The 17,485-nt window shown below is 69.1% G+C and carries 25 protein-coding genes and 1 tRNA gene; 16 read left to right on the forward strand and 10 right to left on the reverse strand.

Annotation, left to right across the window (positions count from 1 at the left end; genetic code table 11):
• Positions 1-389 (reverse strand): zinc-binding dehydrogenase (locus D3272_RS15555; protein ID WP_165361374.1); only part of this gene is annotated, 389 nt, incomplete at its 3' end.
• 585 nt (positions 390-974) lie between these two features.
• Positions 975-1,463, reverse strand: coding sequence for a hypothetical protein (locus D3272_RS15560; protein WP_129220134.1), 489 nt, complete (start codon positions 1,461-1,463; stop codon positions 975-977).
• Positions 1,464-1,621: 158 nt separating this feature from the next.
• Here D3272_RS15560 and D3272_RS15565 point away from each other — a divergent pair, with 158 nt between their 5' ends.
• On the forward strand, positions 1,622-1,828 hold the full coding sequence (locus D3272_RS15565) for a hypothetical protein (protein ID WP_129220135.1): 207 nt from the start codon (positions 1,622-1,624) through the stop codon (positions 1,826-1,828).
• Positions 1,829-1,905: 77 nt separating this feature from the next.
• Here the strand turns inward: D3272_RS15565 and D3272_RS15570 are convergent, their stop codons facing one another.
• Positions 1,906-2,439 (reverse strand): hypothetical protein, encoded by a 534-nt coding sequence (locus D3272_RS15570; protein WP_129220136.1) that lies wholly within the window; start codon positions 2,437-2,439, stop codon positions 1,906-1,908.
• Positions 2,440-2,695: 256 nt separating this feature from the next.
• Between D3272_RS15570 and D3272_RS28520 the strand changes: the two genes are divergently transcribed.
• The 12 genes from D3272_RS28520 (at position 2,696) to D3272_RS15625 (ending at position 9,361) form a co-directional block, all read left to right on the forward strand.
• Positions 2,696-3,214 (forward strand): GcrA family cell cycle regulator, encoded by a 519-nt coding sequence (locus D3272_RS28520; RefSeq protein ID WP_487343528.1) that lies wholly within the window; start codon positions 2,696-2,698, stop codon positions 3,212-3,214.
• On the forward strand, positions 3,211-3,624 hold the full coding sequence (locus D3272_RS15575; RefSeq protein WP_129220137.1) for a hypothetical protein: 414 nt from the start codon (positions 3,211-3,213) through the stop codon (positions 3,622-3,624). The genes D3272_RS28520 and D3272_RS15575 overlap by 4 nt, the downstream gene beginning before the upstream one ends.
• Positions 3,625-3,889: 265 nt before the next feature.
• Entirely contained in the window at positions 3,890-4,210 is a 321-nt protein-coding gene (locus tag D3272_RS15580) for a hypothetical protein (RefSeq protein ID WP_129220138.1), read from the forward strand.
• A 17-nt stretch (positions 4,211-4,227) separates the two neighbouring features.
• Complete coding sequence (locus tag D3272_RS15585; protein WP_129220139.1) at positions 4,228-5,058, forward strand: hypothetical protein; 831 nt, start codon at positions 4,228-4,230, stop codon at positions 5,056-5,058.
• A 352-nt stretch (positions 5,059-5,410) separates the two neighbouring features.
• The gene (locus tag D3272_RS15590; RefSeq protein WP_129220140.1) at positions 5,411-5,740 is read left to right on the forward strand and encodes a hypothetical protein; all 330 of its coding nucleotides are present in this window, start codon (positions 5,411-5,413) and stop codon (positions 5,738-5,740) included.
• Positions 5,737-6,207 (forward strand): hypothetical protein, encoded by a 471-nt coding sequence (locus tag D3272_RS15595; RefSeq protein ID WP_129220141.1) that lies wholly within the window; start codon positions 5,737-5,739, stop codon positions 6,205-6,207. The genes D3272_RS15590 and D3272_RS15595 overlap by 4 nt, the downstream gene beginning before the upstream one ends.
• Positions 6,208-6,251: 44 nt before the next feature.
• The gene (locus D3272_RS15600; RefSeq protein ID WP_129220142.1) at positions 6,252-7,253 is read left to right on the forward strand and encodes a site-specific integrase; all 1,002 of its coding nucleotides are present in this window, start codon (positions 6,252-6,254) and stop codon (positions 7,251-7,253) included.
• Positions 7,254-7,365: 112 nt separating this feature from the next.
• Positions 7,366-7,557, forward strand: coding sequence for a hypothetical protein (locus tag D3272_RS15605; RefSeq protein WP_129220143.1), 192 nt, complete (start codon positions 7,366-7,368; stop codon positions 7,555-7,557).
• An 88-nt stretch (positions 7,558-7,645) separates the two neighbouring features.
• The gene (locus D3272_RS15610) at positions 7,646-7,933 is read left to right on the forward strand and encodes a hypothetical protein (RefSeq protein WP_129220144.1); all 288 of its coding nucleotides are present in this window, start codon (positions 7,646-7,648) and stop codon (positions 7,931-7,933) included.
• Between the two features lie 110 nt (positions 7,934-8,043).
• Positions 8,044-8,442 (forward strand): hypothetical protein, encoded by a 399-nt coding sequence (locus D3272_RS15615; RefSeq protein ID WP_129220145.1) that lies wholly within the window; start codon positions 8,044-8,046, stop codon positions 8,440-8,442.
• Positions 8,443-8,516: 74 nt separating this feature from the next.
• A complete protein-coding gene (locus D3272_RS15620) occupies positions 8,517-9,071 on the forward strand; it encodes a hypothetical protein (RefSeq protein ID WP_129220146.1) in 555 nt (184 codons plus the stop codon).
• A complete protein-coding gene (locus D3272_RS15625; RefSeq protein WP_129220147.1) occupies positions 9,068-9,361 on the forward strand; it encodes a hypothetical protein in 294 nt (97 codons plus the stop codon). Before D3272_RS15620 ends, D3272_RS15625 begins: the two co-directional genes overlap by 4 nt.
• A gap of 634 nt (positions 9,362-9,995) precedes the next feature.
• Here D3272_RS15625 and D3272_RS15630 read toward each other — a convergent pair.
• Positions 9,996-10,070 (reverse strand) — tRNA-Gly (locus D3272_RS15630).
• A 170-nt stretch (positions 10,071-10,240) separates the two neighbouring features.
• Here D3272_RS15630 and D3272_RS15635 point away from each other — a divergent pair.
• Positions 10,241-10,627, forward strand: a complete 387-nt coding sequence (locus tag D3272_RS15635; RefSeq protein WP_165361375.1) for a hypothetical protein — start codon at positions 10,241-10,243, stop codon at positions 10,625-10,627.
• Between the two features lie 45 nt (positions 10,628-10,672).
• Positions 10,673-11,080 (forward strand): hypothetical protein, encoded by a 408-nt coding sequence (locus D3272_RS15640; RefSeq protein WP_129220149.1) that lies wholly within the window; start codon positions 10,673-10,675, stop codon positions 11,078-11,080.
• Positions 11,081-11,178: 98 nt separating this feature from the next.
• On the opposite strand, the gene D3272_RS15645 is transcribed toward D3272_RS15640, so the two are convergent.
• Both D3272_RS15645 and ftsY read right to left on the reverse strand, forming a co-directional pair.
• Entirely contained in the window at positions 11,179-11,808 is a 630-nt protein-coding gene (locus D3272_RS15645) for a septation protein A (RefSeq protein WP_129220150.1), read from the reverse strand.
• Between the two features lie 105 nt (positions 11,809-11,913).
• Positions 11,914-13,260 (reverse strand): signal recognition particle-docking protein FtsY, encoded by a 1,347-nt coding sequence (ftsY, locus tag D3272_RS15650; protein ID WP_129220151.1) that lies wholly within the window; start codon positions 13,258-13,260, stop codon positions 11,914-11,916.
• A gap of 117 nt (positions 13,261-13,377) precedes the next feature.
• Between ftsY and D3272_RS15655 the strand changes: the two genes are divergently transcribed.
• The gene (locus D3272_RS15655; RefSeq protein WP_129220300.1) at positions 13,378-14,022 is read left to right on the forward strand and encodes an RluA family pseudouridine synthase; all 645 of its coding nucleotides are present in this window, start codon (positions 13,378-13,380) and stop codon (positions 14,020-14,022) included.
• Positions 14,023-14,077: 55 nt separating this feature from the next.
• Here the strand turns inward: D3272_RS15655 and D3272_RS15660 are convergent, their stop codons facing one another.
• The 4 genes from D3272_RS15660 to D3272_RS15670 all read right to left on the reverse strand — a co-directional run bounded on the left by D3272_RS15660 (position 14,078) and on the right by D3272_RS15670 (position 17,261).
• Complete coding sequence (locus D3272_RS15660) at positions 14,078-14,959, reverse strand: AprI/Inh family metalloprotease inhibitor (protein WP_165361376.1); 882 nt, start codon at positions 14,957-14,959, stop codon at positions 14,078-14,080.
• A gap of 23 nt (positions 14,960-14,982) precedes the next feature.
• On the reverse strand, positions 14,983-15,936 hold the full coding sequence (locus D3272_RS15665; protein WP_245496602.1) for a 2-hydroxyacid dehydrogenase: 954 nt from the start codon (positions 15,934-15,936) through the stop codon (positions 14,983-14,985).
• 175 nt (positions 15,937-16,111) lie between these two features.
• On the reverse strand, positions 16,112-16,264 hold the full coding sequence (locus tag D3272_RS27370) for a hypothetical protein (RefSeq protein WP_165361377.1): 153 nt from the start codon (positions 16,262-16,264) through the stop codon (positions 16,112-16,114).
• Positions 16,265-16,379: 115 nt separating this feature from the next.
• Positions 16,380-17,261: an SDR family oxidoreductase gene (locus tag D3272_RS15670; RefSeq protein ID WP_129220154.1), complete on the reverse strand. Its 882-nt coding sequence runs from the start codon at positions 17,259-17,261 to the stop codon at positions 16,380-16,382.
• Positions 17,262-17,485 lie beyond the last annotated feature (224 nt).

Here is a 17,485-nt window from a genome sequence, read left to right on the forward strand (position 1 = left end):
GACACGTTCAGCACCGTGCTGGGCACAATCGGCGCCTGACGCCGCTCAGCCAAGCTCCACACCCCGTGGGTAGTTACCTGCTCGAAGATGGCCCCGCCCGTCATGTTGAGCACGAGGTCCGCACCGCGCCCCCCGGTGATGCGCCTCACCTCCTCGGGCCAGGCGTCGGACGTGTAGTCGACGGCGTGGTCTGCCCCGCGCCGCAGGGCCTCGTTCCGCCGCTCCTCCGTGCTAGCCTCGGCGATCACCGTCCCGGCCCCGAACACCTTCGCCAGGTGAAGGGCATAGGATCCGACGCCGCCTAGGACGCCCGGCAGGAACACGGCCTCGCCCGGTTGCAGTCGTCCCGCGTCCTTGAGGGTCTGGTAGGCCGTGACCCCGGCGACCACGAGCGTGCAAGCCTGTAAATAAGCGCCGAACTTTGGCCCCTCTCAGTTCCACGTTCAACCTTCTGTAAAAGTTCGTAGATTCGCCTTTTAGGATGGGGTCACGATCGGCGCCGATCGTGACCCCATCCCAACATGGTTTTCTTCTGCCATTACAGCGGATTGGCGCGGGTAAGGAGTGGGGTCAAAGTTCGGCGCTGATTCACAGACATCACCGAGCACTCGTCCACCGTAAAGGTCGACGGCAGCGTGTCGTCGCGCCGCTCGAAACACGTCACCGGCCTATGGTTCAAGGCCGCGAAGGTCCACGCTCGCCCGCTCAAGGCCGTCGCGCGCCGGCCCAAGGTCGCGACCGGCGGGGCGATCGCGCCGGCAGGGTGATGGTCGGGTCGCGTCGAGGGCTGGTCCGTTCCCGTCGAAGTCTGGTCGGTTCCAGTCGAATGTAGGTCAACACTATCGAGCGAGCGACATGTCGGAAACAGAATAGGCCTCGGATCACCTCCGAGGCCCTCGCAGTCTACAGATGTAATCGTCGGAGGTAATGGGGTACTAGGCCATGTACTCCCTCATCTCTTCAGATGCAATCGGCTATTGGGCGTCGTCGTCGTCACGGAGCGCGGCGAGCAGCGCGATCGTGTCCTCATAGGTTGCCATCCGCGCGCGCTTGGCCGCCGCGATTTCCGCCTCGATGCGTTCGCGGCGTTCGACCTCCTCCACCAACGGATTCGGCCTCATCCTCTGGCCCAGGACGCGCTTGGTCTCGGCGTGACGGGGATCGAGGCCCCTGGCCCTCGTCGCGCGCCGGATGTGATGTCCGAGCCGGGTCGCGAGACGGTCACGGATCTCAGGGTCGGCCAGTGCCAGGCCTATGGCATCGGCAAGGATCGCGGCGGCCTGGTGCGCGCTCGGGACCACGCTGGGACGCTCGGCACGGTCGGCGGCGTGGCGGACGGCGTCGAGCGCGCGCTGGCGCTCCAGCCGATCCTCAATAGCATCGGCCTCGGCGTACCCAGGCGCTGCACGGTACATGGACGAGCCGCGACGGCGATCGTGCGGTGTCGGGATCGTGTATTGCATGGCGAAGGCCTCCGTTGGTGTCGATGACCACGGTGCCACTCAGCCTTGAAAGGGCAGACTGCGTCGGTAGTGGAAACCGTTCACTTCGTTGTGAGGACGCGCTCGACGGCGGCTCGGTCGTGTGGCAGCGTCAGGTGAGTCGAGCGAAGGAGCGGGCCATGAGCGAGAGGATCAACGTCGGCGTCGCCGCCTACGCTGCCGGTGCCGCCATTCAGGCCGGCGTCAATGCGGCGGTCGCGAGCATTCGATACGACCGGGCCCGGGCGAGCCAGCGCGCATCCCTGGCCACGATCCACGACGCTTTCCTGGAGCGTGCTCGGGTCCAGGTTGCCCAGCGAAACATCCGCATCCTGTTGGACCTCTAAGGCCGGCTTGATCCACCGCTTCGAAACGAAAAGGGCCGCCCAGCGATGGGCGGCCCTTTCTCTATATGTGACCACGCTCAGGCGTACCGAAGCGCCGGTGTCTCGTCGTGGTTCGGTCCGGGCGCTAGGACCTCGCGACGCGGCCGCTCCCATCCGGCTGCACTCATCCCGAGAGCCTGCATGATCTCCCGGTGCATCGGTTCGGCATCGGCAGGTGTGCGGAGCTTGCCGAGTTCGCGCGCCAGATCGACGCCGACGTTGTCCAGTGATGGCAACCGATCGCCTGTCATGACAGCCTGGGTGTAGGCCAGAGCGCGTTCGAGGCGGCGCTGCATTACCGCCTGTGGCACGTGGCGCGCCGGCCTGGGTGCGGGCCTCTCGGTCTCGGCCTGGTGCTCGGCGCCCTGTTGTTGCCCCGCAATCATGCCAGCGACCTGCCGCAACACGTCGGCCGTCGACTCCTCTTCTTGCACCGGCGGCGGGCAGATATGCCGCCACCACGCGACGAGCGGGGACTGGATGAGATCTCCGAAGAGCCCGAGCGAATGTTGCAGGGCCCAACCGAGACCGCGCGCGACGCCGCTGAATAACGCCTTCAAGAAACGGAACATGTAATGAACCTCCTAGGTGACCAGCCTAAAATGCGCCGCGTCCTAGCAAGCGACGAAATATTTTTTGGGGGACGTAACAGGGCATGTCACAGCCACAACCGAAGGTAAAAAGTGAACAATGTTCACTTTTGGTCTGCCTTGTTGCTCAGTTGAGAAAATGATAACGCCACGGAACTGAACATTTTTTAGGGGACACGATTGTTTATAGCCTTCAGGAAGGTTACATTAATCCTGCTCGGCAAGTTGGATCCCTCACATGCGACGGAACTCTTCGCAGCTCGACCTTTTCGACTGGACTCCCCCGACGCCTGCGGACAGGCGCGCGGCGTGCATCGCGGCGTTCGCTTGCGCGTCTGCTGCGGCAGTGGCGCGAGCGCATGGCGTGTCGCGTTCCTCAGTGCTTGGCTACATCTACAGGGCTCGCCAGGCCGGCCTACCTGTCCCGACGCGGCCCGCGCGCGTGCCCGGCGGCAGGGACCGGCCTGCCGACATCGTTCCGGTGCGGCCCGTGCTCCCGGTGCCGAGCGTCCGCCCCGCCACGATCGGCACGCCCATGCCTGCGGCCCGCCGTGATATCTCCCCGGTCGTCACCGTCATGCCTGACGACCTACCGTCGCTCATAACCCTCGGTGAGCGCGAGTGCCGCGCTATCGTCGGCGACGAAGGCGAGTGCTGCCGCCTGCCCACCGAGGGCCGCTCGTCATGGTGTCGTGCCCACCGGGCTGCCTACCGCGCCTCGGCCCGGCCGCTCCGCCTGCGGGAGGACGCGCTATGATGGGGGCGTCGTGGAGCCCCGCCGAAGAGCAGCGAGCTATCGGCATGCGGAATGCCGGCGCGGATGACGCGTCGATCGCCCGCGTGCTCGGGCGCACTGTTGTCTCCGTGCAGACTCGCCTCTCCCGCTTGCGTGCACGAGGCGCCTTGATGGCGTCGCGGAAGCTCGCGCCCTGGCCCGAGGAGCGCAACACCCTGGTCGTTCACCTGATCGGCCAGGGCTATTCGCATGCGGAGATCGCGCGGGAGATGGGCGTCGGTGTCGAGAGCGTACGCGGTAACCTCGTCCTTCTCCGGGCCGAAGGGCGCCTTCCCGATCCTGATGATGAAGACGAAATCGTCCTCGTGCCCGATGGCGACCCGCTGCTCGCCGCCCTCCGTGCCGAACGAGCGCGTGGGAGGTCGGCATGAGCGATGACGACATGCAGCGGCCTCGCGGAAGGCCTCTGCTCCCCGTCGAGGAGCGCAGCCGTCGCGCGCGTGAGCGGGATCGGATCAAGAAGCGCGAGCAGCGAAGTCGGGGGCTCGTCCAGCGATACCTTAACTTGACGCCGGTCCAAGCCGGCCGGCTCGACCGCCACCGTGTCCACGGTGGGTTCCGGACCACCTCAGATCTCATCGCTGCCCTAGTCGATCGTATGCCCGACCGCCCCTGACGCGACCCCCCGAGGTTCACATGCCCGACATCGCTCGACCCCTCGTCCGCCGCCCTTCACGTATCGGCGTGCCGAAACTGCCCGACGACAAGCCCATGGCGCCTGTGTCCAGGCCCACGGTCGCGGTCACGAAGCCCGCTCCCGCGCGCCGGTCGACGCGCCTCGGCGTGCCACCGCTTCCCAACGACGAGCCCGTGATCGAGCCGGAGCGTCCGGCGGTGCAGGCCTCGGTCGTGTCGTCGAGCGGTGGGTCACGGCGCGTCATGACCATCCCGCCCCGCCCTGTGTGCCAACCGCCCGTCTATGGGCCGTTCATGCTCGAAGGCGAGTTACCCTTCTGATCACGAGGATCACCCACATGGTCGACATCGTTCATCACGGCATCACGTTCCCCGACGCCCCCCGGGTCTTCGACCTCCACTGGGACGATCGCGGCGTCATCACCACCTCGCGCGGCGCCCGTCGCCTCCATCGCGCTCCGGTGACCACGGAATTCATCGTCGCGTGGAGCACCAGCGGCTCCCGTTTGCGCCCTCACGGATTCTCGATCGAGAGCGACATGTCTCCCGCCCGCCGGCCCGTCATTGTCCTGCACTGGGGCGACGGTCGCGCGGTCGACCTGGGCGTGATGGCCGAGGCATTGCGGGCCGGCCAGGAGGATCAGCGCCGTCGCGACGTCGCCATGGCCGAACGACAGGCGTACATCGCCGAGCGAACCGTTGAGGTCCACGCTCGGTTGAGGTCCACGCAGGCGGCGGTCGGCTGGGCGTGGAGCCCGCAGGCCGGCCTGAAGGTGCGCGAATTGCTCGACGCACCCTCGCTCGTCGAGTGGCAGTGGGCGGCGGCAGAGCATCTCATCGCGCGGGCGGAGAGCGCCGTCGTCGCCGCCCAGTCCAAGGTCGCGACGGCCGCCGCTGAGGTCGAAGAGGCCGACCTCGTCGCCGTGGAGGATGCGGAAGTCCGCGCCGCCGTGCTCGCGGCCGTGCAGCACATCACCCGTTTCGATGATGACCTCGCCACGGAGTCGAACGGCGTCGGCTGGAGCCCGGCGACGTCGAAGCCCGGTCACGTCCTGGCTCAGGAGACGGTGCTGGACGCTCCCCGCGCGGTCGTCGGCATGCGACTCCTGCGTCGCCACCCCCGACAGGTGCCGGAGCACCTGCGCTCGATCCTGGGGCTCGCCGCGTGACTGACCGGGCAACGGGGCGTTAACCAGGGCGACACGCGGCTCTGGCAGGTACGCCAAGGTACGTGTAGGTTCTTCCCAAGGCCGCTTCGGGCGGCCCTGTGGTTGACCAGCGCTTTTGAGAGGATATGCGCGAGGTGGGGATTACGGGCCCTGCCATGCCTATGACCCGAGACGTGGAATGCAGTAACACCTGCAGTGTACTCGGTAGGACAGTCAACGACATCGGTAAATCGGGCCCCGCACGGGATGGGTCCATGGCGACTCCACATCGCTGAACTACCCCAACCTTTCATCAACGGCCGGAGCGCAGCGCGGTAAGCTGGACGCTCCGGCCCCTTGATGGGGCATCCACGTGCGCACTCATCCATCCAACGACAGCCGCCACGAGCGCGGCGTCACGACCAAGGCCATCCGCGAGAGCGGATTCGGCCATGCGGACGCCCGCGAGCGCGGCCGCATTCTCGAGGACATCGAGGTCGCGGCCAACCAGCGAACGCTCTTCCTCACCGAGGTCCACGAGATCCTCGGCCTGGCGCCCGGGTCCCTCGAACACGGCACGCTCACGACCGAGCGGCTGCGAGAGGCCCGGGAGGGGCTCAACGCTCTACCGAACGTCCAATTCAACCTGACGGGCAAGCACCGCGGCGTGCCGCTCATGACGCTCGACATGGTGATCCCGTGAGCCCGCGCCCGCCCGAGGGCAAGGGCCGGTTCGAACTGGTCGTCGACACGATCTCCATGGACCCCGGTCCCGACGATCTGGTTCCGCTGGACGAGGCGGCGACACTGCCTCGTCTCCGGGGCCTGTTCGACAAGCGCGCTCTCTACAAAGCGGTCCATCGCAAGCGCAACCCGTTGCGCGCCTACGCACCCGTCCGCGACATCCTCACAACGCCCCGCTGGATCGACCAGTGGATCGAGGGCTCTGCACTGTGGCTCGAAAACCCGCCCGCCTCCACCTCGACAGGTCTCGAAAAACCCCTGTCTGGTACATCTACGACACCGGCGCCGATGGCCAGCGGATCAAGCGCCCGACTGGCCTCGGCGAAGGAAGCGTCAGAGACGCTGAAGGCCAACTCGCCGCGTACGTCACGGCTCGGGACGCCGCCGAAGCCCAAGCTGAAGCCGATGCCCTCGGCCGACGCCTAAGGGCGACCAAGCGTACGCCTTCCGAACTGTCGATCGCGGATCTCATGACGTACGCCCTTAGCGAGAAGGGTCCGTTGATGGCCCGGCCGGGCGAGTACGCCCTGCGCTGGGACCTCATCCTCGACTACGCCCAGGACGACCACCTGGACGCGATCGACAACGCTTGGTGCGACGGGTTCGTGGCCCACGCGGGCACTCAGTCGTACGGCAGGCGGTGCCTGGAAGACCTGCGCGCGGCCGGCAACAGCATGGTCGAGGATGAAAAGTTGACCCACATGCCAAGGGTCAAGATGCCGGACAAGAGCCCGAGCAGGCCCGACCACCTGACCGAGGATGAGGTCTGGGCCCTGATCAAAACAGCGTGGAACGAACCGGATCAACAGAATTATCCGCACGGGCCCAAGGGCGACAAGACGTATAAAATGGTCAGGACGACGCGATATCGCATGCGTCATCTAGTGCCGTACATCGTCGTGAGCGTACTGACGTGCACCCGTGCGTCCCGCGTATTCGAGGCGAGTTACAAGCGCGAGGACGGGCGGCCCTGGATCGACCTCAAGAACAAGTTTTACTGGCGGCTGGCCAAGGGTGAGGTCGAGAAGAAGCTCAAGCGGGCGCCCAAGGTGCCGCTATCCGATCAACTCGTCCGCTGGCTCACCTGGCGGACGCGGGATCGGACGCGGAACGGCGTCGTCATTCCCGGCAACAAGTATTTGGTCGAATACAAGGGCAGGCCGGTGGACTGTCGCAAGGCCTTCGAGCAGTGCGTCGAGCGCGCGAGAGTCCGTTATCCCGACCTGTTCCTGCGCGACGACGGCGACCCGAAGCAGATCGTGCGGCACACACTCAGGCACACCGGCGTCACTCTGCTATCGCAGTGGGGCGTACCCGCCGCCGATATTTGCGATTACGCGGGCATGTCGCCAGAGGTCTATGATCGCGTCTACAAACACGCCGATCCGACGAAAATGGATCGCGTGATGGACGCGCTCGGGGGCCGTGAGCGGCCCGAGCCCAAGGGGCGTCGGCGGACCTCCGAAAAATAGTGGCGGTCAGCGTTAATCTCCCGTTGACGAATTAAAGCTGACGGCCTATGTTTAATTCATCCCGGACGGACAACCCGCCGGACACCACCGACCAGCACAGGGACACACGACCATGGGCATCCTCTACTCCTCGCAGGACAACACCGAGGGCTACACGGACGCCGAACTGAGGGCGCTCAACAAGGAACTGGACGCGCGCGTCGAGGAGGCCCGCGAGCTGGCCGAGGAGGCTGGTCAGCACTTCTTCGACGAGGACGAGGAGATGGTCAGCAAGGCGTTCGCGGACGAGGTCGCCCGCCGCTGACCTGACCCTCGGTGATGCGGCCTCCGCCAGGGCGCCGCATCCACGAGGGCCCGAGGCCCCGACACAACCAGCACAGGGATACACGACCATGACAAGCAGCCGCATCACCCAGTCCCGGATCGACGCCTACAAGACCTCCATGCAGAGCGAATACGTGGGCGGCGTCTCGGACGAGGTCGCCATTCAGGCCCTCGACGAATTCGACGAGGCCGTCGCGCGTCACCTGGAGATCACGGAATCCTGCGACATCGCGCTGACCTGGGACGAGGCGGCGGACGAGGTCGATCGGCAATTCCAGATCGAGCGCAGCGCCGCTGTGGGCAGAGCCATGGGTGCCGGTTACCGGGCATCGTCGCATCCCGTCTATCTCGCCTGACCTGACCCTCGGTGATGCCGCCGCCACGGTGACGGCATCCACGAGGGCCAGCGCGGGCCCGCCATTCTTCCCCTTGAGGGGTCGCCATCACGCGACAGGAGCACATCATCATGACCGACCACGACACGACGACTGCCATCCACTGGCCCGACATGGACTACCCGGACCCGCGCGACATCGACGAGGCCGTCGAGCGCGGCATCGAGATCGATCCCCGCTATGACCGCCTGTCGCCCGGCTGCTACGTCACCACGCTCGACCTCTCCGAAGCCGATGCCGCGCGGCTCGGGATCGAGGCCACGGTGGGGCTGTCGGTAACGCCCTCCAGCGTCACTCTGCTCTACGGCCCGGCCGAGGATCCGAACCGCGTGTTGGCCTGGGAGCCGGCCGAGGATGAGGCACAGGTGCTGGCCTATCGGCAGGCGCTGACAAACCCGGAGGGTGAAGCGCTCGATCTCGCCGAGCAGGCCATCCGTCGTGACACGGAGGCCGCTGCCGAGGCCGCCTGACCCTCGCATTGCCGCCTGCCCGGTCGGGTGGCGGCACCGGCGAGGGCCAGGGAGCCCAGGCACAGGAGGACGACATGACGGGCTACCGGACGCCCACGCACAATTATGAGGTCGACGGCGACGACGTGCTCAGTCCACGGGTGCGCATTGTGAGCGGGACGTACGCCCCGAACTACCTCAAGGACGTTCCCAGGCAGGCATTCCGAGTGAGGCTGCATCCGGCCTTGGAGGTCACGGGCCTGAGCATCCAAGACGAGATCGAGGCGCAGCACGCCCGCGCCCGTGAGGCGACCGACGCCCCTTCACGGGTCACGGGTTTCGTGACCTTCGAGCGCGCTACCGGTTTTATCTTCGGCGCAGGCGTCACGGTCGAGGACGCCCGTGCCCATGCGATCGACGAGATACGCAACCTCTGCCTGAGCCGATTCGACGACGATACCCAGGCGAAGCAAGCCTTCAAGGAGGCCGTGTCCGACCTGGACACTTACCCAGCGACGGTTGCGCTCATCGAGGTCGTCGAGAAGCGGTCGTTCGACCGGTGGGAGATCCACGACGGCGCGGCCTGCACTCATGCCGAGGTCCATGGTATGGAGGCGGCCACCGACGATACGGGGATGCGGCCCAAGTGACCGACGACACGCCTCCGAAGCCCCGCCGCGGCCGTCCCCGCGTGTACGCCACGCCCGAGGAGGCCCGCCTCGCCGGCATCGCTCGGGCCAACGCCGCGACGCGGGCACGGCGGCAGGCGAGGATGCATCGCACCCTTTCCCTGACGGCTGCCACCCTCGCCAAGGCCGAAGCTCTCATCGCCGCGCGCGGGCTCGACGGGATCACCGGGTTCACGGATCTGGTGTCGGCCCTGGTCGAGGAGGAGACGGCGCGGACCAAATCAGGTGACGCGGGGGGCGCTGCGCCCTAGGTTGAGCCTGTCCCGGGCCGGTGATCGGTCGGCCTGGGGATGAACCGCAGTGCACCACGCCGAACCCGTCCTCGGGATCGTCCCGCCCTCGTGTGCGGGGATGATGAGAAGAACGAAAGGCCCGCCGGGGTGACCGGCGGGCCTTTTCGATTCCGGGGTCCGGAGGCCGCATTGTCCATGTGGGCGGGGACACACGGGGACAGACGGCAGGAAATGGCCGGGTTTTTCCAGGTATCTCAGGGTACTGTTTCACGGCCCAAGATCGGCTAAGTCCCTGATATCGGACATGATCCGTCTCGTTCGGGACGAGGGGGTCGTAGGTTCGAATCCTATCACTCCGACCATGATCTCCAGCGGCTTACCAGTGCCGCCATCACATCACCTTCGACCCTTCATCGATCTCTTTTCCATGCGCGACGTGTGTGCGGGGCCTGCACCGGCGTGGCGGGCGAAGGACGGTCAGCCGTCGGCCCGGCGCGGTCTGGAGGCGCGATCCTGGCGCCCCTGGCCGCGTAGCGATAGGCGACAGGGCAAGCGGCGCGAGAGACCGACCCGGAACCATCGCAGGCCCGACGGGCCGAGAGACCCTGTCAGACACGAAAAAGCCGGGCAGAGCCCGGCTTTTTCGTTCGACTGGAGCGGGCGAAGGGATTCGAACCCTCGACCCCAACCTTGGCAAGGTTGTGCTCTACCACTGAGCTACACCCGCATCCGTGCCGCGTGGCGACGAGGTGGGTTTTGCCGGAGATCGCGGACGAATGCAAGCGCGTTGTTGCCCTGGCTCCGCCCCGCCGTCTCGGCCGGAAGCGAGGACGCGGGCGCAACGGATGTCGACCCCGCGACGTTCGCTTCGAGACAGGGCGGGGACGGGAGCGCGACATGAGGGCCATGGCATTGAAAGCGGTGCTGCTGGGTGGGCTGGCGGCGGGCATAGCGGTCACCGCCGTGGCGGCCCAGACGCCCGGAGGGCAGACGGGCGGTACCAGCGGCGGCACCGGATCGGCCAGCTCGAACGGCGGCCAGGGCGATGCCGGGGGCACGGGCCACGTCGGCGTCACCACCGAAGGCTCCGGGAAGGCGGCCACGACGCCCCCGGCGGCGGGCTCCACGGCGGGCGCCGGCATGGGAAGCCCGATGGTCGGGACAGGTGCCACCGGCAATGGCGGCGTCATGAGCGGGACGACCGGCACGGCTCCGGCGGCGGGCACGACCCCGGCCGTCGGAACATCGCCGGCCGCCGGGACGGGCGTGACCGGCACCAAGTAAGGCCGCACCGGACGGTTTTGCCGGCTGTCAGGGGAGATCGACGCGATGAAGACGAAGTCGGGCGCCGCCACCACCGCACTGATCCTGCTGCTGACCTCCGCAGCGGCCAGCGCGCAGACGACGACCCCTGGAGGGGGTTCCCCGTTGCCGGGCGGTGGCACCACGCGTGACCTGACCATGCCGGGCAGCGGCGGCGTCGCCGGGACGGGCCTCGGCGGCTCCACCGGCGGCACGGGCGACGGCACGAATGCGGGACATCCCACCGGCGGCGCCGGCGGGGCACCCGGCACGGGTGGAAGCGTCAAGGGCCCGGCCGGCCAAGGCATCGCGGGCCAAGGCTCATCGGCCGGCATCACACCCGGGACCTGGACGGCAGGCGCGGGACAGGGGACCGGGAGTGGCGGGACCGGTGGTGCGGCTGCCGGGGCGTCGTCGGGTGGCGCGTCGCACTGACGCGGTCCCGCCGAGGCCGAAGCCGCTCAAGCGTTGGTTCGAGAGCGGTTCCGGCGGCAGGGGATCGCCGAGGCGATGCCGAGCCAGCCGGGGCCGCCCTAGAAGTGTTCGTCCGGCGGGACGACGGTCTTGAGTTCGTGCCGCATGATCAGCGGCACCTGGGCGAGGGCGAAGACCACCGTCAACGGCATGGTGCCGAAGACCTTGAAGCCCGACCACACGACGTCGCTCTGCGTGCGCCATACGATCTCGTTCAGCGCCGCCAGCACGAAGAAGAACAGGCCCCAGCGGAACGTCAGCTTGCGCCAACCGATCTCGTCGAGATGCAGCGCCGAATCGAGCACGATCGGCAGCAGGGGCTTGTTGAAGGCCAGGCCACCGAGCAGGGCCGTGCCGAAGATGCAGTTGATCACCGTCGGCTTGATCTTGATGAAGACCGGATTGTCGAAATAGAACGTCAGGGCGCCGAAGATCAGCACTGCCGCGGCCGTGACGACCGGCATGATGGGAAGGCGCCGCGTCAGCGCGTAGGAGGCCACCAGCGTCACCACCACTCCCACCATCAGCACCGCGGTGGCGACGTGGAGGCCGTAGCGCCAGGAGGCGAGGAAGAAGAAGCCGAGCGGGCCCAGTTCGAGCAGGAGCTTCAGCGTCGGGTCGATGGTGCGGCCCCGGGGCCGGGCGGCGGCGGGCGCTTCGGTCTGCTGGCCGTCCTCGATGGTCGTCATACCGTCCCTGTCATCATGCGGCCGGCCCCCGGCCCCCCGGGGCTGCGCCACCGGCGCTCGCTTACCCGCAAACTCCCGCCCCATAAAGCGGCGAAGCGGGTGATTTCATGGCTCGGCGGCGGCGGAACGGTCGAGCCCCGCGATGGCGCGGGCGAAATCACCGGCCGCGAAGGGTTCGAGATCGTCGATCCCCTCCCCGACCCCGATGAAATGCACCGGCAAGGCGAACTTCTCCGCCACCGCCACCAGGATGCCGCCCCGCGCCGTGCCGTCGAGCTTGGTCATGACCAAGCCGGTGACGCCGGCGACCTTGGAGAAGATCTCGACCTGGCTGAGGGCGTTCTGCCCCACCGTGGCGTCGAGCACCAGCAGCACCGCGTGCGGCGCGCCGGGATCGGCCTTGCGGATCACCCGCACCACCTTGGCGAGCTCCTCCATCAGCTCGGCCCGGTTCTGGAGGCGCCCGGCCGTATCGATCAGCAGGACGTCGGAGCCGTTCTCGCGGGCCTCCCGGATCGCGTCGAAGGCGAGGCCGGCGGCGTCGGCGCCCTGGGGCCGCGACACGACGGGCGAGCCGGTGCGCTCGCCCCAGATGCGCAGCTGCTCGATGGCGGCGGCCCGGAACGTGTCGCCGGCCCCGAGCGTCAGCCGCTTGCCTTCCGCCGACAGTTTGGCGGCGAGCTTGCCGATGGTCGTGGTCTTGCCCGAGCCGTTGACGCCGACGATCAGCACCACGAAGGGCTTGTGGGCCGGATCCACCGCGAAGGGCACCGCCACCGGCGCCAGCACGGCCTCGACCTCGCGCGCCAGGATGGCCTGGACCTCCTCGGGGTCGATGCCCTTGTCGTAGCGTCCGCCGCTCACCGCGCCTGTGATGCGGGTCGCCATGGCGATGCCGAGGTCGGCCCTGATGAGCACGTCCTCGAGGTCGTCGAGCGTCGCGGCATCGAGCTTGCGCTTGGCGAAGACGCCGACGATCCCCTCCTTGATGGAGGACGAGGACCGCGACAGCCCACCCTTGAGCCGCGACCACCAGCCGCGCTGCGAGGCGTCCGCCGGGGACTCGTCGGCCTCGGCCGGTGGCGGAACCGGGGGTGGCGGAGCCGGGGGTGGCGGAGACGCAACCGCAGTCGGAGCCGGAGGCGGCGGAGGCGCAACCGGAGCCGGAGCCGGGGCGGCCGGCACCGGGGCGGGCGGAGGTGCCGGCGCTGGCTCGGAGGTCGGCGCGGGCGTCGGCAAGGCTTCCGGCAAGGCTTCGGGAATCGCCGCCGGAGCCGGTCCGACGGGGGGCCGCACCTCGGCCGCCGGTGCAGGAGCCGGAGGCGTGGCGGGCGGCGCCGCTGGGGGTTCCGGCGCCGGTGCCGGCTCGGGTTCCGCCGCGGCACCGCCCCCGAACAGCCGCTTGAAGAACCCCGGCTTGCGCCGGCCGCCCTGATCGTCGTCCCCCGCCATCGCCTTCGCTTTCCTCAATTGCGCCCGCGCGGCTCGCCACGCGTCCCCGCTTCCGATAGACCCTGGGGCGTGCTGCCGATAGACCTCGCCCCCCGCCTCCTCTACCGCGACGCCCTGATGCTGGTGCTGGACAAGCCCGCCGGCATCGCCGTCCATCCCGGCCCCAAGGGCGGCGACAGCCTCGAGGCGCATTTCGACAGCCTGCGCTTCGGCCTGCCGCGCGTGCCGGCGCTGGCGCATCGGCTCGACCGCGACACCTCCGGCTGCCTCGTCCTCGGCCGACACCGCAAGGCGTTGCAGAAGCTCGGCCAGCTGTTCAAGGCCGGCCGGATCGACAAGACCTACTGGGCCGTGGTCGAGGGCTCGCCGGCAGAGGAGTCCGGCCTCATCGACCTCGCGCTCGGCCGCCGCGACGAGACGCGGGGATGGTGGATGCAGGTCGACCCGGCCGGCCAGCCGGCCGAGACGGCCTGGCGCGTGCTCGGCCGCCACGAGGGCCGCAGCTGGCTCGAACTCAAGCCCCGCACCGGGCGCACGCACCAGATCCGCGTCCACTGCGCGGCCCTGGGCTGGCCGCTCGTGGGGGATCCGATCTACGGCGACCGTGCCGCCGGCGGCACGCTGCATCTCCTGGCCCGCGCCGTCTCGGTGCCGCTCTATGCGAGCCGCGCCGCGGTCGGCGCGGTGGCGCCGGTGCCGGGCCACATGGCCGATGCCCTCGCCGCCCTGGGCCATCGCGCGGAGCCGCAACCGGAAGGCTGATGCGCGATGGCGGCCCCGGCAGGCGAGTCAGGGACGCCGCCGACGTCCCGGCCGCTCAGATGCGCTTCAGCGACAGCGTCTTGCCCTTGCCGGGGTCGTTCATCCAGGACCCGTCGTCCTGGGTGTCGAGTTCGGTCGTGTGGCCCTTGCGGGCCGTCAGCACGAGGCGGCCCGACACCATCTGCCAGCCGACCGGGTCGAAGATCACGATGCCCTGGTCGCGGCAGGCGGGCGCGAGCCGCGCCTTCAGCGTCGCGCCCGGCCCGTGCGCCTTGTCGTCGAGCGTCACCATGCAGCCGGTGTCGCGCGTCTTGTCGCGCAGCACCGCGTAGCGCCCCGCGACCTCGGCGGGCTTGTCGGCACCCGCCTTGTGCGCCGCCGCGGACCTGGCGGGTTCGGCCTTGGCGGACTCGGCCTTTGCGGTTTCCGCCTTGGCGGATGCGGTCTTGGCGGCGGCCTGCGCGGGTTCGGCCCGGCTCGCCGCCGCCGCCGCGGCGCGGTCGAGCGCGGCCTTGCCCTTGCCGTCCACGCTCGTCAGCTTGAGGGGCTCGCCCTGCGGGCTCGTCGTGCGGAAACCGTCGCCCTGCGCGTCGAAGGCCAGCAGGGCATCGCCGTGCGCGTCGTCGAGGCGCAGGCCGTCCCCCGTCGAGGTCCAGAAGGCGACGCCCTTGAGGCCCGGGAAGGCCCGGCGGCAGCCCGACGGCATGGCCACGGGCGCGCCCTTGCCGTCCACGTCCGGCCGCAGCGTCAGGCGGCATTGCCGGTCGCCGCCCTCCACCGCCAGCGTCCAGGTGCTGGGCGCGCCGCCGGCCGCCAGGGCCGGGCCGACGCCACTGAGCACGATTCCGCCGCCGAGCGAGAGGGCGGCGAGCGCCGCCGCGAGGGAGGCGGACCGGCGCCCCGCGGGACCGGGCGAGGCGTTACGGGTAGGCTTCATCGGTCGCGGCCTCGGGTTTCGCCTCATGGCGTGCCGGCCATCGCCTTGTAGCGGCCCTGCCAGGGCGTTTCGGCCACGGGCGTCAGCGGAGGTCGGTCCGCCTGCCAGCACAGGATGTTGTCTACCACGAGCTGGCCCATGGCGTCGCGCGTGTGGTGCGAGGCCGAGCCGACATGCGGCAGCAGCACGACGTGGTCGAGGTCGAGCAGGGCCGGCGGCACCTTCGGCTCCTCGGCGAAGACGTCGAGGCCCGCGCCCAGGATGGTCTTCGACCGCAGGGCCTCGACGAGCGCGTCCTCGTCGACGACGGAACCGCGGGCGACGTTGATCAGGATGCCGGTGGGGCCCAGCGCCTTCAGGACCTCGGCGTCGACGAGGTTGCGGGTCTCGGCCCCGCCCGGCGTGATGACCACCAGGATGTCGCAAGCCTCGGCGAGGCCGACGAGCGTCGGGCAATAGCGATAGGACACGTCCTGCTGCTGCCGGCGGCCGTGGTAGATGACGGTGAGGCCGAAGGCTTCGGCCCGCTTGGCCACCGCCTTGCCGATGCGGCCGAGGCCCAGGATGCCCATGGTGCGGCCCCGCAGCGTGTGGCTGAGCGGGAAGGCACCGTCGATCCACTTGCCGGCCCGGAGATGGCGCTCGGCGGCGGGCAGCTGCCGGACGGTCGCCAGCACGAGGCCGAGGGCGGTATCGGCCACCTCCTCGTCGAGCACGCCGGGCGTGTTGGTGACGACGACGCCGTGCGCCTCCGCCCAGGCGGCGTCGATCGCGTCGTAGCCCACGCCGAAATTCGCCACGAGCTGCAGCTTCGGGAAGCGCTCCAGGAAGGCGCCGTCGGCCCGCACATGGCCGCCGACCGCGATGGCGCCGACATCGCCGGCGACGCCGGCCAGGGCGGCCTCGGGGTCCGCGGCCTCCCACAGCTTCACGAGATCGGTCGCCCGGGCGAGGCCCTCGACCACGAGCGGCGCCATCGGTTTAGGCATGAGGACGAGGGGGCGGGCCAATGGCTGTGCTCCGGGACGCTGAAAGATGTGGCATGATGCGGCAACGCCACCGCAGCGGCAACCGTCACGCTCGAACACCGCGCGACCGTCGGACCCCGGTCGCTAAAGCCGTCGCCGCTCGCCTTGGCTCGCGACTTCAGCTCTAGTGCCATGTTTTTGCGAGCATCTTCACGCGATCAGGTGACTCGACCTGATCGCGATCTGCTTTAAGGCCCGCGACATCGCGCGGGATGGGCTTCTCGTCATGTCGAAGACCGAGCTCGACCGCTTGGAGCCCCGCAGCGACGTCCATCACGGCGACCTCCGGCCCACCGGTCTCCATCTCGTGGCCGAGCGGCCCCGGCACGGCCACGAGATGGTCGCGGCCATGGATGACCGCGTCCGGTGCGCCTCGAGCCCCGGCCGAGCTTTCAGCCGCCGGTGGCGAAGCCGGGGTAGAGCGTCATGCCGCCGTCGACGAACAGCGTCACGCCGGTGACGTAGTCGGCGGAGTCGGAGGCCAGCCAGACGGCGGCCTGGGCGATGTCGTCGGGCTCGCCGATGCGCTTGTAGGGCACCAGCGTCATCAGGTCGGCATAGGCGTCGGGCGTGCTCCAGGCCGGCTTGTTGATGGGCGTGCGGATGGCGCCCGGGCCGATGGCGTTGACGCGCACGAAGTGGGGCGCGAGTTCCTGGGCCATGCTCTGCATCATCATCAGGATGCCGCCCTTCGACGAAGCATAGTTGACGTGGCCGGCCCAGGGGATCTGCTGGTGCACGGAACTCATGCAGATCATCTTGCCGGCCGCCAGCGACACCCCTTTCACGACGCCGCGCCGCAGGAACTCGCGCGCGGCGGCCCGCTGGCACAGGAACTGGCCGGTGAGGTTGACGCCGATCACCGTGTTCCACTGCTGCAGCGTCATGCTGGTCAAGGGCGAATCCTGCTGCAGCCCGGCGTTGGATACCGAGATGTGCAGCGTGCCGAATTCCTTGATGGCCGCCGCATACATGGCGTCGACTTCGTCCTCCTTGGACACGTCGGCCTTGAGCACGATGGCCTTGCGGCCGAAGCCCTCGATCTTGTGGGCCACCTCCTCCGCCGTCTCGGGATGGGTGACGTAGTTCACCGCGACATCGGCCCCGGCCTGGGCGAGCCCGAGCGCCACGGCCTCGCCGATGCCGGAATTGGCGCCGGTCACCAGTGCCGGCTGTCCGACGAGCACGGGGTTGTAGGCGATCTTGGGCACGCGGCCCGCGTCGAATTCGGCCGGCTGGGTCGGCTTGTCCTGAGCCTGCTGGGCATCGGTCATGGGAGCGGTCCTGGTGAGGCGCCCCGGGTCGGCCGCGCCTTAGCTCCCTCTCAACGATCGATACGGCGGGGCGTTCCGCCGCAGGGGCGGAAGCGAGACGGGCAGGCTGGCGGCCCGGGCGGGCGCCGGCCCGCACTCGGCTTGCCCCCCTGCCCCGTCGTGCTACACCCGAGCCCGACCAGGGCGCGCCGGTCCCCATCGGCCCCCCGCACGACGAGGACGAT

Source organism: Lichenibacterium ramalinae (assembly GCF_004137085.1).
GTDB lineage: Bacteria > Pseudomonadota > Alphaproteobacteria > Rhizobiales > Beijerinckiaceae > Lichenihabitans > Lichenihabitans ramalinae.